The sequence below is a fragment of the Bradyrhizobium sp. CCBAU 45384 genome, assembly GCF_028128665.1.
Taxonomy (GTDB): Bacteria; Pseudomonadota; Alphaproteobacteria; order Rhizobiales; family Xanthobacteraceae; genus Bradyrhizobium; species Bradyrhizobium manausense.
Genome location: NZ_LBIZ01000009.1, coordinates 40870 through 54641, shown reverse-complemented (window position 1 = coordinate 54641; position 13772 = coordinate 40870). Strand labels below are relative to the sequence as shown.

The following is a 13772-nucleotide window of genomic DNA, read 5'->3' as shown; positions in this document are numbered from 1 at the left end:
AGATCGTTCCGCGGTAGCGTTGTCATTTCATCGTCCTCACTTTTCACTCCAAAGCCAGCACTGGTCGCCACGTCGCGCGAGGCGTTAGGGGCCCTGGCTTGTGACCCGAGCACGCTCGCCCCCTGCGGAATAAGGGCAGCGGCACTATCGAACTCTCACCGATCGGTGTCCACGGCGATCGCAGCAGTATGGACCCGGCAGCGCCGCCCGCTGGTCAATATTGCTCACGACCGGGAGTTTGGCGGGATCACCGCAGTCCGCTGTCGCGGCAATGCTCTTTGCACGACGCAACTGGACGCCAAACGATGCCAACTATCGTGCAAGTTTATTTGGACTTTGGGCTCGTTGTCCGGACCTTTGATCCCCATATCTATTTGAGTCTGATCACCCCATCGGGGTTTGTTCGGAAGGGGCCGCGACTTTCAACGAAAGGGGCCCGGCATGTCTAGATCTCAGCAATCTCGGGCGAGAGAAGCCAAGCACGGCGAACTGGCCGAGCACCCGCCCGATCCGGATGAGAACCGCTCGTACGGTGCAGCCCTTGCGGCCCAAGAAGAACGTGTTTTGCGGTGTCTGGGCGCGGCCATCATCATACGATGGAACGCCCTGCCGACGACGCTGCAACGGCCGATCTTCGACACTGCGGGGTCGGTCGGCAAGTTACTGGCGACATCGGCGCTCCGCAGCCAAATCGCCCGGTTTCTTCACAACCACAAGGATGATGCCGGTCGCGGCAAATTACCGGTGACAGAAGACTCGCCTGCCGATGCAAGATCAAGTGCCCTGGCGCTGTCGCGATGGGACAACGAGGGAGGAGCAGTCCACGACTGCCCGCCGATCTAGATGGACGCCGATAACAGGAGGACTCCCATGTCGCTTACACAGTTTCGGGTCGATGACGGACCACACGTCATGGATGGACTAAGGCTTCTCGCTCAGGATGGAAATGATTGCGTGGAAGCGTTTATTGGGCGGAAGGTGATGGACGTCTGGGCGAACTCCATCGAGCATGGTGGTGGGCGACAAAGCCTGTTTCGCGATCAATACAATGCGCTTGGCAGACTGAACCTTGCCGCACTTCAGCGGATCGTGAGCGCGAAATACCAGCGAGGCGCGGTATTCAACCGACAGCATCCCTTCGTCGAGGTTCTATTCTCCGACATTGCGGACAGCGGGGAGGCGCTGGATCTGAGTCAACTGGTTCGAGAGACGTTGCCACCGGCATTTCACAGGATGGCCTGAGTCTCTGATTCCGAGAATGCTGCGACGTTGGCAGCGTCGCCGCGGAACCCTCTCAAGGCTGGGCCGTTCCAGACTTGCAACAGTCGTCAAGAGTATTGAGGAGCCACCGGTGCGAATACTTATGGTCGAGGACGATCCACTTGTCCGCGAATTGGTGGTCGACGCTCTGCGCGAGGAAGGCTACGAGGTCTTTCACGCCTCCAATGGTGAGCAAGCGCTGGCATTGTGCAAGAGGCAGATCGCGGACGTTCTGGTCACCGACATCAGGCTGCCCGGCGGAGTTGACGGGTGGCAGATCGCCGAACGTTGTCGGGAGCATGATCCCCAGCTGCAGGTGATCTACGCGACCGGCTTCTCGCCCGTCGAGGCCCGTCCGGTGCCTGGCAGTCTCACCTTGCACAAGCCCTACCAACCCGACCGCATCGTCGAAGCGGTCAGACAAATGGGAAAAGAAAGACGGCCTCCTTCCATCAGCTGACGGCGCTCCTTGCGGTCCGTCGATCGCCAATAGCTGACTTGCAGACATCTGCGGTGTGGCTTCCGCTTCGCCAAGGAAATCATTCAATGCGCGCAAATCTGCCCATAGGCTCTACGTCCGCGAATGCTCAACCAAGCGGCAATTGGTTCGCCCGGCTGGCAGTTGCGACCTCGCGCATTTCCGGCCGACCGACGACCTTTCTGCTGGCAGTTGCCGTCGTACTCGTGTGGGCGATCACAGGTCCCTTATTCGGCTTCAGCGATACCTGGCAGCTCGTCATCAACACGGGCACGACAATCGTGACGTTCCTGATGGTCTTTCTGATCCAGGCAACGCAGAACCGCGACACGCTGGCCTTGCAGTTGAAACTCGACGAATTGATCCTGGCGACCAAGGCCGCAAGCAACCGCATTGCGGGCATCGAGGAGGCGTCGGATGAAGAAATCAAGCAAGCGAAAGTCGAGATGCTCGAGCGCGCCGGCTGATCCGGATCGGCTCGCAGGACCGGACATCTCCACTGCATTCAGGCCTCGCAAACCGGACCGCGGCCCGGCGACGTTGGAGGAACTGCGCGATAAAGGGCGATTCAGGGAGTCCTGATGGCAGGCACAATCAAACGAAATAACGTTCGCGTTCGCGGCGCCGGCCACCGGACGATGATCTTCGCACACGGCTTCGGGTGCGACCAGAACATGTGGCGCTTTGTGGCTCCCGCGTTCGAAAAGGATTTCATGACCGTTGTGTTCGACCACGTCGGCGCCGGCGGCTCCGACCTTTCGGCCTACGACAGCGCCAAATATTCGACCCTGTCCGGCTACGCCAAAGACGTGGTCGAAATCGGCACGGAGCTCGGATTGAAGGATTCCGTCTTCGTGGGACATTCCGTCAGCAGCATGATCGGCGTGCTGGCCGCCCGACAAGCCCCCGGGATGTTCGGCAAGCTCGTGCTTATCGGTCCGTCACCCCGTTACATCGACGACGACGGATACGTTGGTGGGTTCAGCGCTCAGCAGATCGAGGAATTGCTCAGGTTTCTCGACTCGAACCACATGGGTTGGTCGATGCAGATGGCGCCGATGATCATGGGCAATCCCGATCGACCGGAACTGGGTCAGGAGCTAACCAATAGCTTCTGCAGCGCGGATCCCGAAATCGCCAAAGCGTTCGCCCGGGTGACCTTCACCTCCGACAACCGCGAAGACCTCGCGGAGGTCTCCCTTCCGACCCTCGTTCTCCAGTGCAGCGAGGATATTATCGCCCCTCCGGAGGTCGGCGAGTTTGTCGCCCGCAATATTCCCAACAGCCGGATGATAGTCCTGGACGCGACCGGGCATTGCCCAAATCTGAGCGCGCCGGAAGAGGTCATCGCGGCGATGCGACCTTTTGTCTAGTGCGCGCCTCCGATCCCCAGTTCAAGGACATGATCGACAATGCGCCCTGCGGTTACGTCACCCTGCAGCCGAACGGCCGGATCGAGTACGTCAACCTCACCTTCCTGGAATGGAGCGGACATACGGCGCCACAGATGATCGGGAAGCGCTTCAGCGATTTCCTGACCATGCCGGGCCGCATCTATTACGAAACCCATATCGCGCCGCTGCTCCGAATGCAGGGATCCTTCGACGAATTCGCCATCGACGTGTTGACCGCCGCCGGTACGCCGCTGCAGATGATCGCCAACGCGAACGAGCGCCGCGATCCGGAAGGAAGGCTGCTGCTCATCCGTCTAGCCCTGATCAAGGCGACGGATCGGCGGCGCTACGAGCACGAGCTTCTGGCCGCCCGAGAATTGGCGATTGGCGCCGAGAAGGCGACGCAAGAACTGCTGCGGCTCGAGCACGAAACCTCCGAGTTGCGCGAACAGTTCATCGCCGTGCTCGGTCACGATCTTCGCAATCCTCTCGCCTCCATTAGCGCCGGCGCGAGAATTCTCGACCGAACCGTCCATAGCGAAAAGGAACACCAGGTCATCGCCATGATGCAGACCACGGTCATGCGAATGGCCTCGATGATCGACAACGTTCTCGACTTCGCGCGCGGTCGGCTGGGCGGCGGCATTACCCTGGAACGCGATGCAAGAGCGCCGCTCGAACCTGCCCTTGCCCAGGTGGTCGACGAACTGAGACTGGCCTCACCCGGCCGGGTCATCGAGACCGAATTTGCCATCCACGAGCCGGTGAACTGCAATCGCATCCGCATCGGCCAGCTCCTCTCCAACCTTCTCGGCAACGCGGTGACGCACGGGGCAACCGACAAACCCATCGTCGTTCACGCCGAGACGCGAAAGGGATCGTTCGAACTCTGGGTAGCCAATGCGGGTGAGGCGATTCCGGAAACGGTGATGGAGAAGTTGTTCGAACCGTTCTTCCGCGGCAAAGCTCGTGCGAGCAAGCAGGGGCTTGGATTGGGGCTCTACATCGCCTCTCAGATCGCAAAGGCCCATGGGGGCGCTTTGACCGTCGCATCGAACTCCGCTGGAACCCGCTTCACCTTCTCTATGCCTCTTTCGTAGCCTGCCAGCACTGGCCGTGCCCCGCCGGCGGTACGTCCTCAATCCATCACCAAGACGCTGCGATTATCCTTCGAGGACGTGCCCCAAAGCCTTTAGCGGACGGACGCGATCGCTGACGATCTTCAGAATGGCCAGCATTGGAACGGCCAGGATCGCGCCAGGCACCCCCCACATCCAGAACCAGAACACCAGCGACAGGATGATCAGCACGGGGTTCAGGGTGAAGCGTCGCGCAAGCAGCATGGGAGTCAGGGTCTCGCCCTCGGCGAGGTGGATGCAGAAGTAAAGAATCGCCGGCAGCAAGGCCCACCACAAGCTGTCGAAACTCAACATTCCGGCCAGCAGGAAGATGACGGTTCCCAACAACGGCCCCAGAATTGGAACGTAGTTGAGCAGGAAAGCAGCGGCTCCCCACAACAAGGGATCTCCAAGCCCGCAGAGGTACATCGCAGCCGCCGTCGCAATTCCCACCGCAGCATTCATGGCCGTGATCGTGAGCAGATAGGCCGATATGTCCGCTTCGATCTGCTGGAAGATATCCACGGCCTGCCTCTTGTCGCCAAAATTCGGCAGCACCTCGACGATGCGTCGTAGAAAAATGTCGCCTGCGACCAGAAGGAAATAGAGCACCAGAACCGTCGTGAACAGGCCGTCGAGCACGGCGCGCGTTCCGGCAAAGAGCACGCCGGTCAGACCGAGATCGCGGCGAACCGAAACGGTGGGCTCCTTTTTCCCGGGAGAGTCCGCGACGTGCTCCGCCTGCTGGACAACCTTTTGCAGCGCTTCGATCGGGCGCTTCAGGACGACCAGATGAGTTTCCAGGCGCGGTAAGCCGTCCGGCAACTTCTCCGCCCACGACGCGGCGGGTACTGACAAGGCTGCCACGAAGCCCACGAGCGCTCCCACGACCAGCAGGATCGCCAAGAGCGCGCCGACGGCACGGGGTAGGCCGATACGCTCGAGAAGATCCACGGCAGGTTGCAGAATGAGTTGCAACACGAAGGCGAGCACCACGGGCAATATGATCGAGCTTGCCACGTACACGGCCGCTAGGACGGCCAGTGTCAACAGGCTACCGAGAAAGAACGTCTGCGGACTGGACGGCAGCGGCATCTCGACATTGTCGACCGCCTGCGTTGGCAGGGCCTCCGATTCCGACGCGCCGGCGTCCTGCCCTGGCGACGAGGGGGACTCCTCCGGCAACATCGAAAGCGAAACCAAGGCGTTTCCTCCATCCTCCACGCAAATCTGTCCTGCCGGAGCCCGGACCCAGCCAGGTAGCCCTGCGCGGTCATGGCGAGCGGTACGCGCCAGCGCATCGCCGCATCCGATGGACTAGTGCAGGGTCTCGGCAGCGGCTTCGTCGATAGCCGCCATTAGACCTCGCGTGGCAGATTGCTGGATCATATGTCCGGCTCCGGCAATGCGGTGCAGCTTGCTCTGCTTGACCTCGTCATGCAGCCTGGCCGATTGCTCATCGATATCGATCAAACGATCATCCTCGCCCGCGAGTATGATCGTCGGCATGTCGAGTTCGCCGTAGGTCTTCGAGGAAGCAAATGCAGCGGGAACCATCAACGTCGATTCCGCCGCACTGGCGCGGAGCTGTGATGGCCGGACGGCCATTTCCTTCGGAAAGCCGGCGAATTTGCCGGGGACTGGTTGCGGGCCAAACACCTTGCGCAACATTGCCGGCCACATCAATCGACCCAGGATCGGTGAGACAGTGTAGCTGATGATATCGCCAAGCGCGGGTGTAGCGGATAGAGATGAGGCCACTGCGTCGGCTCGCGCGGTCGGAAAATAGTATCCCGATGCCAGCACCAGCGCTTCGACGAAGGAAGGATGCCTTATCGCCAGCGCAACCGCGACCGACGCCCCCCACGAATGCCCGAGTACGATGGCTCGCTGAACGCCCAGCCCATCAAATGCCTTCCTGAACAGGTCCGCCTGTGCCTCCGGCGTCCAAACCACGTTTCGCGGCCGCAGGCTATGCCCGAATCCCGGTCGGTCGAACACGATCACCCGGTAATTCTCGGCTGCCAGATCGATCAGGCCGCTCGACTCGAAATCCTGGATCATGCTGCCATTGCCGTGGAAGAGAACCAGCGGCCGGCCATTGCCGCGCTCCACATAGTGCAGCCGAACCCCGTCGACGTCGATGAACCGACCCCGTGGCGGGTTATCACGCTGCGCTTTATCGGCAAGATGCCGGTTCGCGATCGCCGTCGCCGCCACAAGGGTAGCGGCCCCAGCAAAGGCGGCGATGGCGGGATATCGCCTGAAGGCGGCCAGACAATCGGATAGGAATGCGGAAGAACGTGTTTGCGAAAAAGCCATGTGCAACACCTCAAGTGGTCTGCACGACGCCTCACGCCAATGAGAAATGTTGCAGGTTATGCTCAACGGGGACGAGCGAGCTTTCGTTCCACGCGATAGATCGCAGCTTTGGGAACATAGAGACCTCGGTCCCGTTCAACATTGTTACTCTTCCCAAGGAGTGACTGGTCCAATGACTAACAACAAGAATCCAACTGAGAAGCAGCCCGGCGAGAATCCGGATGGCAAGTACCATTTCAATCCCGGAAACATGGCAGGGAAAACGCCGGGGGATGCCGAGCAGACTGACGAAAATCGTGGCACGCCGCATGAGAAGGAAAAGCCAGCCGGTTAGCAGTGGTCGATGAGACCGCCAGCTGGCTGCGTTGCTGCGCCGACAGGAACAGATGCTGTGAGCAATTTTGCTCAGACTCAGACTGACGATCGTTTCATACTATCTTTGCCGTGCGGAGTGAGGCGGCGCGAATGATCGAAGCGTTTGTTCGCCAGATCGACACCACGAGGCGTGCCAGTCCTGTCGGCTGGCGACGCTACCGCTTAATGGGACATGGAGCTCAAACTACCAAGCGAGAGGCTGCGCCATGCAAGACGTCGAGAAACGTGTCATCGGCAAGGTGATGTGGCGGCTCATTCCGTTCCTGATCCTGTGTTACTTCGTGGCTTATCTCGACCGGGTCAATGTCAGCTTTGCCAAGCTGCACATGAACGAGGCGCTCGGCTTGAGTGAAGCAGCCTTTGGATTGGGCGCAGGCCTGTTCTTCGTCGGTTATTTTCTGTTTGAAGTACCGTCCAACATCTTTCTGGAGAAGGTCGGCGCGCGCGTGTGGATCGCCCGCATCATGATCACGTGGGGGATCGTCTCGGCGGCCTTCGCGTTCATCCCATCGATATCGGCGGCGACCGGAATTCCGACGACGGGCGTCTTCTACTCGCTCCGTCTGCTGCTCGGCGCCTGCGAGGCAGGCTTCTTTCCGGGCATCATCTTCTATTTGACCCTGTGGTTCCCGGCGGTTTACCGCGCCAGGGTCATCAGCCTGTTCATGCTGGCGATCCCGATATCATCCATCATCGGATCGCCAATCTCCGGGATGCTGCTAGGCCTGACCGGCTGGGGACTGGACGGCTGGCAGTGGCTGTTCATTCTCGAGGCGCTGCCATCGGTTCTGGTGGGCATCGGCGTCCTGATCTACCTGACCGATTTGCCGCGCCAGGCGCGTTGGCTGCAACGGGATGAAATTGCGTGGCTGGAGAACGTGCAGGCGACCGAGAAGCTGAACAAGGAAAAGGTCGAGCACCTGTCCCTGGGGCAGGCGCTCACGGATCCGCGCATTCTCATGTGCGCGTTGGTGTATTTCTGCCTGAATGCCGCAAGCTACGGAGTGGCGTTCTTCCTGCCGACCATCATCAAGGGGTTTGGCGTCAGCGATACCCAGACCGGATTGCTTGCGGCGCTGCCCTTTGTCTTCGGCGCCGTGGGCATGGTGCTGCTCGGTCGTCATTCGGATCGGACCATGGAACGAAAGGGTCACGTCGCGGTGGCACTGCTCATGGCCGCGATTGGAATCGGATTGGCAGGGTTCGTCTCAAACGCCGTCGTCGTCATGGCGCTGCTTTGTTTTGCACAGATCGGCGTCTCCGCGGTACCCCCGATGTTCTGGCCGCTGCCGGCGAGTTTCCTGACGGGCGCATCGGCCGCCGCCGGCATTGCCGCGATCAACTCGCTCGGAAATCTTTCGGGTTTCGCCGGTCCCTACGCGATGGGCTATCTGAAGGATCTGACCGGCAACTTTACCGCCGGCCTTCTCCTGCTGGCGGGGTGCGCGCTGGCGGGCGCGATCGTTGTCGTGATGTTGCGGATTGATGCAAGGCGCGAGCATTTGTCGGGTGAGATCGCGATGGCGCACTAATGCGCGAATCGTCATACGCCCCTAAAATGAGGGACGTCTTCGTTCGGCAGCGGTGAAAGCGTGCCGAACGAAGTGGAGCGAGCCTGCAGCCGACATGTTGAGATAACGGACGCCGCCGCATTCGGTCGGGCCGCGCCCCGCTCACTCACGCTGCTTCGTCTTGCTCAGCGTCCAGGTTGATGACGGCTTTCGCAAGCTTGGTCAGCGCGGCGTCAGTCGCACGTTCCTGGTCGAGGGTCTGCTGGAGCAACTTGACCGACTTGGTGTAACCGAGTTCCTCGGCCCAGGTACGAAGCGTGCCGTAGCGGCTCATCTCGTAGTGTTCGACGGCCTGCGCAGCGGCGAGCAACCCGGCATCGTGGGCGGGCATGCCCTCGTACTCGTCCATGATCTCCTGCCCTTCCTTCGCGATACCCACGATGGCATCACAGGTCTTGCCCTGGGGCTTCTTGTCGATTTCGGCGAACACCTGCTCCAGGCGCTCGATCTGACCTTCGGTCTCGCCAAGGTGTTTCTCGAAAGCGGCCTTGAGGTCGGCATGCTGCGCAGCCTTCATCATTTTCGGCAGGGTCGCGAGAATCTTCTTCTCGGCGAAATAGACGTCCTTGAGAGTGTCGTGAAACAGGTCTTCGAGCTTCTTCATTTTCGCCATGGTCCATCTCCGCGATGTGGGGGGGATTGTGGGAGGCAATCCCGCGCGTCCGGCTAAGTTCCTCAAGCGTCAGTTGACGAGTCGTCGCAACCTCCGGCGCGATACGCGACCGCGTTCCCGGCAACTGAAGCGCTACCTAGCCGCCGCGGAACTCCACTTACGCTGCGGCGCGAGGAACTAACGCGGCGACGAGAGATTGGGCTCCCACCTGAACACTGGAGAAAACTATGAAACGTTCACTTCTGCTCATTTGCATTGGATTATTGGCGGCCACCACGGCTTCGGCGCAAAATCCGCCCGCGCAGTCGGGGCCGAACAACAGCGCCGTCAATAGCCCCGGTCAAAACAACTCCAACGCTCCCGTCGCCGGTCGTAACAGTTTCACCGAAGGACAAGCCAAGTCGAAGATCGAGGATGCCGGCTACACCAACGTCACAGAGTTGAAGAAGGACGACAATGGTGTCTGGCGCGGCAAGGCGAGCAAGAGCGGCTCAGTCGCTGCGGTCAGCGTCGATTTTCAGGGCAACGTCAATAGCGCCAAGTAATAGCGCGAAGTAAGGAAGGCTCAGCATGACCGTTACAATTTCTCGTCTTTACGACAACCACAATGATGCCCAGCAGGCTGTTCGACGCCTGGAAGCCGCAGGCGTGCCGCACTCGGACATCAGCATCGTCGCCAACAATTCAGACAGCTGGTTCAACACCGACAAGAAGGTGGACCGCGACGGCGATGGGGTCGACGATCGCGCCGAGGGTGCCGGGACAGGCGCCGGCATTGGTGCGGGCGTGGGTGGCACGGCCGGCCTTCTTGCCGGGCTCGGCCTGCTGGCGATCCCCGGCCTCGGGCCCGTTGTCGCAGCCGGCTGGCTGGCCGCGACGGCGGTCGGCGCAGCCGCAGGTGCAGCTACCGGCGGAATTGTCGGAGCGCTGACGCAGGCTGGCGTTTCGGAAGAGGACGCGCACTCCTATGCCGAGGGCGTCCGTCGTGGCGGCACGCTGGTGTCGGCACGCGTGGCCGATGCAGACCAGTCTCGCTTCGATGCAATATTGAACGAGTCGGCCATCAACCTGCGTGACCGCAGCGCTGCCTGGCAAAAGGCCGGGTGGAAATCATTCGATCCGGCCAGCAAGCCCTACGGCGCCGAGGAGATTCGCAAGGAGCGGCAGCAATACGGTGGCGCACTTCGCTAGGCAACATTCAAAGGCCCGCTCCGGCGGGCCTTTTCTTTCGACCTACGTGGAGAAACTCTTTCGAAGCAAAACCCCTGGAATGGATCTCAGATCGATGGAGCCGGAACGAAAAGCCCGGCCGCGAGGGCCGGGCTGATCGGAAGTATGATTTCAAGTCAGGCAATTCAAGAATAGAGCGCGGGTAGACTGCGCTGTCTGTTCAAATAGGCACACAACGCGGGCGGGGGCATGCGGCACATCTGTGCCCATCCGAGTTGGGCCTCCACACGCCGAATGAGCAATTTGGTACAGCCGCCCAGCGATCGACATGCTTGGCTTCCTCAAGCTATCTCGATCCTCTCAGTCAAAGGCGACATCATGGACATCTCCCGGGAGACAAAGGCGACCGCGCGCTCCGTTCTGTGGGGTGCTGTGGCTGGGGCGATGGCCCTGGCGATCGTTGGCTTCAGCTGGGGCGGCTGGGTGACCGGTGGGTCCGCAGAGACCCTCGCTGCAAGCCGCGCTGCGACGGCCGTCGTCGCAGCTCTCACACCCATCTGCGTTGAAAAGTTTCGACAGACCGCTGATGCCTCGGCGAACCTGACCGAAATGAAGAAGACGACCTATGTATCGGACCAGGGCAAGTTCGTTGAAAAGGGAGGTTGGGCCACGATGCCGGGAAGCACCGAGCCAAATTCGGCCGTTGCACGGGCTTGTGCCGAATCGCTCGGCCGCGAAAAAGCGGTGGAGCAACGCGGATAGCCGGCCAACCTGCGCAGGGCGCAATCTGCGCAGCTTTTCGGGATGTCCATACCTGGACCCTTGGGGGCCGGAATTCCCTGATGTGATTTCCGTTCCCGCTCTCCCGCGCTGCGCCTTCCACGAAGCGGACATTCTGCTAATATTACGGGGCATTACACCTAGGGAATGAGAGCGTCCATTTGGCCAAGCCCGCGAAGGACAAGTTTGATCCCAAGACCTTCCTCGCCAAGGTTGGGGCAGGAAAATCGATCTCAAAGCTTGGCAAAGGTCAGAGCGTGTTCGTGCAGGGAGATGTCGCGGACGCGGTTTTCTACATTCAAAAAGGAAAGATCAAGCTCACGGTCGTTTCCGACCAGGGCAAGGAAGCCGTCGTCGGGATGTTGGAGCCGGGACAATTCTTTGGTGAAGGTTGTCTCAACGGCCAGCCATTGCGTATCGCGACGACTACGGCAATGGAAGACAGCATCATCACTAGAATATCGAAACTTAGGCGGCGAACTGGCGGCGGCCGAGCAGGCGGAGATCGACGATGGGGTCTTCGCGCGTCAGCTCCCACGGGATGAGCGCGAGCAGCGAGACCGCCGCGAGCACCGCGAAAAGCACGATCATGTTCGAGCCGAACCAGTCGTTGCGCTGGCCTTCGTCGAGCACGAATTCGAGCGAGCCGAGCCCGATCGCGACCAGGGCGAAGCCGATATAGTCGACGCGCAGGCCCTTCGCGAGCAGCTTCGCCCGCTCCTCCTCCGCGCCCGACGGCTCCTTGACCAGCGTGCCGACCAGGAACAGCGAGAGCAGCCCCATCGGCACGTTGATCAGGAACACCCAGTGCCAGCTATAGGTATCGGTGATCCAGCCGCCAAGCGTCGGGCCGACCACCGGCGCGACGACAACGGCGACCCCATAGATCGCAAAGGCCTGGCCCCGTTTCTCCGGCGGGAAGGAATCGGCGAGGATCGCCTGCTCGCTGGTGGCCATGCCGCCGCCGCCGAGACCTTGCAGGATGCGGAACAGCACCAGCGCCTGCAAATTCCACGCGAAGCCGCACAACAGGGACGCCACCGAGAAGGTCGCCACGCAGAGCATGTAGAAGCGCTTGCGGCCGATCACGGTCGACAGCCAGCCCGAGATCGACAGCACGATGGCATTGGCGACGAGATAGCTGGTGATGACGTAGGTGCTCTCGTCGATGCCGACCGCGAGCCCGCCGGCAATGTGGCGCAACGCGACATTGGCGATGGTGGTGTCGAGCACCTCCATGAAGGTCGCGATCGAGACCACGAAGGCGATGAGATAAGGATTGTGCCCGCCGGCCGCCGAGCGCTCCGGCGACCAGGCACCAGTGGACGCGCCGTCTTGCGTTGAGTTCGTCATCGCACCCTGGTCCAGGGCACGACCGACATGCCGGGGCCGACAGGCAGGTCGGCCGGCCAAACGTCGACCACGATCTTCACCGGCACGCGCTGCACCACCTTGACGTAATTGCCGGTGGCATTCTCCGCCGGCAGCAGGCTGAAGGCGGTGCCGGAGCCCGGCTGCACGGAATCGACATGGCCGGTCAGCTTGCGCCCGGGATAGGCGTCGATGCGGATCTCGACCGGCTGGCCCGGCCGCATGTCGGCAAGTTGAGTCTCCTTGTAATTGGCGACGATCCAGACATCGTCGGGGACGAACATCATCAGGCTCTGGCCTGCGGTAACGAACGTGCCCTTCGCGCCGGAGAGCTTGACGACGCGGCCGGACTGCGCCGCGACGACGCCGGTGTATTGCAGGTTCAGCCTGGCCTGATCGAGCTGCGCCTGCGACTGCTCGAGTTGCGCCTTGGCGCCTTCCAGCTGGGCTTGCAGACTCTTGATGCCGACCTGCGCCGCAATCACCGCCGTCTTCGCGCGCTCCGTGTTGGCCTGTTGGGCCTGAAGATCGGAGCGGGTCTGCTGCTGACGCTGCACGGTGCCGGCGCCCTTCTCGACGAGATCTTGTGCGCGGTTGAACTCCTCCTGCGCGAACTGAAGCTGGGCCTGCGCCTGCTCGAGCTGCGCCTGGGCCTGCTTGATCTGCTCCTGTTGGGAATCGATCTGCGCCGCGACATTGCTGATGTTGGCCTTGGAGACCTCGGCCTGGGCCTCGGCCTGATCGACGGCGATGCGATAATCGCGCTCGTCGATCCTGGCGAGGAGATCGCCGGCATTGACATGCTGGTTGTCGGTCACAGGGATATCGGTGACGTAGCCGCCGACCTTCGAGGCCACGGAAAAGCTGCGGGCGGCGACGAAGGCATCATCGGTGGATTCATAGTGGCGGACCTGGAGCCAGTAGAGCAGACCGCCGACCAACGCGGCGATCAGCACGATGGCGCCGACGCTTGCGAGCAGCCAGTGCTCGGCGATCCGCTCGCGCAGCGTCGGAGTTTGGTCCGGCTTGGCCGGCTGCTCCTTGCCCTCGTGCTTTGGATCAGGCGAAGTCTTTGGAGCTTCCGCCTTCTGCGGCTGCTCCGCCGACGGGCCACGCTCCCGGATTTGAGCATCCACGGCGAACACCTCGATCGGGGTTTTTGCTGCGGCAGAGGCTCGCCTTGCGCGCACGCCGGAACCTAACCGCAGCGCTGGGGCATGGTTCCGGCTGCCGGAAGCACCGCCGTCAATCGTGAACGCATTGCGCAAGAAAGAAGCGCGGCACCGGCGGTACCGCGCTTCATTCATTGCCTGCGCACCA

General features: G+C 61.3%; 15 protein-coding genes and 2 pseudogenes. 12 read left to right on the top strand and 5 right to left on the bottom strand.

The annotated features are described in order from the left end of the window. Nucleotides 1–441 precede the first annotated feature (441 nt). The 6 genes from XH80_RS02445 (at nt 442) to XH80_RS02420 (ending at nt 4232) form a co-directional block, all read left to right on the top strand. Nucleotides 442–843 carry a hypothetical protein gene (locus XH80_RS02445; protein ID WP_271597170.1) on the top strand — a complete coding sequence of 134 codons (402 nt, stop codon included), beginning with the start codon at nt 442–444 and terminating at the stop codon, nt 841–843. A 27-nt stretch (nt 844–870) separates the two neighbouring features. Continuing rightward, nucleotides 871–1242, top strand: a complete 372-nt coding sequence (locus XH80_RS02440) for a signal transduction histidine kinase (protein WP_271597169.1) — start codon at nt 871–873, stop codon at nt 1240–1242. Nucleotides 1243–1363: 121 nt separating this feature from the next. Further along, entirely contained in the window at nt 1364–1720 is a 357-nt protein-coding gene (locus tag XH80_RS02435; protein ID WP_035632832.1) for a response regulator, read from the top strand. 86 nt (nt 1721–1806) lie between these two features. Beyond that, complete coding sequence (locus XH80_RS02430; protein WP_039153463.1) at nt 1807–2205, top strand: low affinity iron permease family protein; 399 nt, start codon at nt 1807–1809, stop codon at nt 2203–2205. A gap of 114 nt (nt 2206–2319) precedes the next feature. Continuing rightward, a complete protein-coding gene (locus XH80_RS02425) occupies nt 2320–3111 on the top strand; it encodes an alpha/beta fold hydrolase (RefSeq protein WP_038959680.1) in 792 nt (263 codons plus the stop codon). A gap of 29 nt (nt 3112–3140) precedes the next feature. Next, complete coding sequence (locus tag XH80_RS02420; RefSeq protein WP_271597168.1) at nt 3141–4232, top strand: PAS domain-containing sensor histidine kinase; 1092 nt, start codon at nt 3141–3143, stop codon at nt 4230–4232. 63 nt (nt 4233–4295) lie between these two features. On the opposite strand, the gene XH80_RS02415 is transcribed toward XH80_RS02420, so the two are convergent. After that, nucleotides 4296–5474: an AI-2E family transporter gene (locus XH80_RS02415; RefSeq protein ID WP_271597167.1), complete on the bottom strand. Its 1179-nt coding sequence runs from the start codon at nt 5472–5474 to the stop codon at nt 4296–4298. A 93-nt stretch (nt 5475–5567) separates the two neighbouring features. Next, nucleotides 5568–6572, bottom strand: coding sequence for an alpha/beta fold hydrolase (locus tag XH80_RS02410; RefSeq protein WP_271597166.1), 1005 nt, complete (start codon nt 6570–6572; stop codon nt 5568–5570). 172 nt (nt 6573–6744) lie between these two features. Between XH80_RS02410 and XH80_RS02405 the strand changes: the two genes are divergently transcribed. Then, a complete protein-coding gene (locus tag XH80_RS02405; RefSeq protein WP_014493214.1) occupies nt 6745–6906 on the top strand; it encodes a hypothetical protein in 162 nt (53 codons plus the stop codon). Between the two features lie 247 nt (nt 6907–7153). Further along, entirely contained in the window at nt 7154–8479 is a 1326-nt protein-coding gene (locus XH80_RS02400; protein WP_014493213.1) for an MFS transporter, read from the top strand. A 145-nt stretch (nt 8480–8624) separates the two neighbouring features. Here XH80_RS02400 and XH80_RS02395 read toward each other — a convergent pair whose 3' ends face one another. After that, nucleotides 8625–9131, bottom strand: a complete 507-nt coding sequence (locus XH80_RS02395) for a YciE/YciF ferroxidase family protein (RefSeq protein WP_039153471.1) — start codon at nt 9129–9131, stop codon at nt 8625–8627. Nucleotides 9132–9358: 227 nt separating this feature from the next. On the opposite strand from XH80_RS02395, the gene XH80_RS02390 reads away from it, so the two are divergent. The 4 genes and pseudogenes from XH80_RS02390 to XH80_RS02375 form a co-directional block, all read left to right on the top strand. Next, complete coding sequence (locus tag XH80_RS02390) at nt 9359–9676, top strand: hypothetical protein (protein WP_014493211.1); 318 nt, start codon at nt 9359–9361, stop codon at nt 9674–9676. A gap of 25 nt (nt 9677–9701) precedes the next feature. Next, nucleotides 9702–10322 carry a general stress protein gene (locus XH80_RS02385; RefSeq protein ID WP_014493210.1) on the top strand — a complete coding sequence of 207 codons (621 nt, stop codon included), beginning with the start codon at nt 9702–9704 and terminating at the stop codon, nt 10320–10322. Between the two features lie 273 nt (nt 10323–10595). Then, entirely contained in the window at nt 10596–11063 is a 468-nt protein-coding gene (locus XH80_RS02380) for a hypothetical protein (RefSeq protein ID WP_271597165.1), read from the top strand. Between the two features lie 179 nt (nt 11064–11242). Continuing rightward, nucleotides 11243–11548 (top strand): annotated as a pseudogene (locus XH80_RS02375) (Crp/Fnr family transcriptional regulator); the annotation flags it as partial. A 4-nt stretch (nt 11549–11552) separates the two neighbouring features. Here the strand turns inward: XH80_RS02375 and XH80_RS02370 are convergent. Together XH80_RS02370 and XH80_RS02365 are read right to left on the bottom strand one after the other, a co-directional pair. After that, nucleotides 11553–12434: pseudogene (locus XH80_RS02370) on the bottom strand (DHA2 family efflux MFS transporter permease subunit); the annotation flags it as partial. Then, nucleotides 12431–13588, bottom strand: coding sequence for an HlyD family secretion protein (locus XH80_RS02365; protein WP_271597164.1), 1158 nt, complete (start codon nt 13586–13588; stop codon nt 12431–12433). The gene XH80_RS02365 and the pseudogene XH80_RS02370, both read right to left, overlap by 4 nt. Nucleotides 13589–13772: the final 184 nt, after the last annotated feature.

What these genes read in the sequence shown, in the direction of transcription:
- XH80_RS02395 (WP_039153471.1), bottom strand. Translation starts at nt 9,131, where the DNA reads ATGGCGAAAATGAAGAAGCTCGAAGACCTGTTTCACGACACTCTCAAG.
- XH80_RS02425 (WP_038959680.1), top strand. Translation starts at nt 2,320, where the DNA reads ATGGCAGGCACAATCAAACGAAATAACGTTCGCGTTCGCGGCGCCGGC.
- XH80_RS02385 (WP_014493210.1), top strand. Translation starts at nt 9,702, where the DNA reads ATGACCGTTACAATTTCTCGTCTTTACGACAACCACAATGATGCCCAG.
- XH80_RS02380 (WP_271597165.1), top strand. Translation starts at nt 10,596, where the DNA reads ATGAGCAATTTGGTACAGCCGCCCAGCGATCGACATGCTTGGCTTCCT.
- XH80_RS02400 (WP_014493213.1), top strand. Translation starts at nt 7,154, where the DNA reads ATGCAAGACGTCGAGAAACGTGTCATCGGCAAGGTGATGTGGCGGCTC.
- XH80_RS02445 (WP_271597170.1), top strand. Translation starts at nt 442, where the DNA reads ATGTCTAGATCTCAGCAATCTCGGGCGAGAGAAGCCAAGCACGGCGAA.
- XH80_RS02435 (WP_035632832.1), top strand. Translation starts at nt 1,364, where the DNA reads ATGGTCGAGGACGATCCACTTGTCCGCGAATTGGTGGTCGACGCTCTG.
- XH80_RS02410 (WP_271597166.1), bottom strand. Translation starts at nt 6,572, where the DNA reads ATGGCTTTTTCGCAAACACGTTCTTCCGCATTCCTATCCGATTGTCTG.
- XH80_RS02430 (WP_039153463.1), top strand. Translation starts at nt 1,807, where the DNA reads ATGCGCGCAAATCTGCCCATAGGCTCTACGTCCGCGAATGCTCAACCA.
- XH80_RS02440 (WP_271597169.1), top strand. Translation starts at nt 871, where the DNA reads ATGTCGCTTACACAGTTTCGGGTCGATGACGGACCACACGTCATGGAT.
- XH80_RS02390 (WP_014493211.1), top strand. Translation starts at nt 9,359, where the DNA reads ATGAAACGTTCACTTCTGCTCATTTGCATTGGATTATTGGCGGCCACC.
- XH80_RS02420 (WP_271597168.1), top strand. Translation starts at nt 3,141, where the DNA reads ATGATCGACAATGCGCCCTGCGGTTACGTCACCCTGCAGCCGAACGGC.
- XH80_RS02405 (WP_014493214.1), top strand. Translation starts at nt 6,745, where the DNA reads ATGACTAACAACAAGAATCCAACTGAGAAGCAGCCCGGCGAGAATCCG.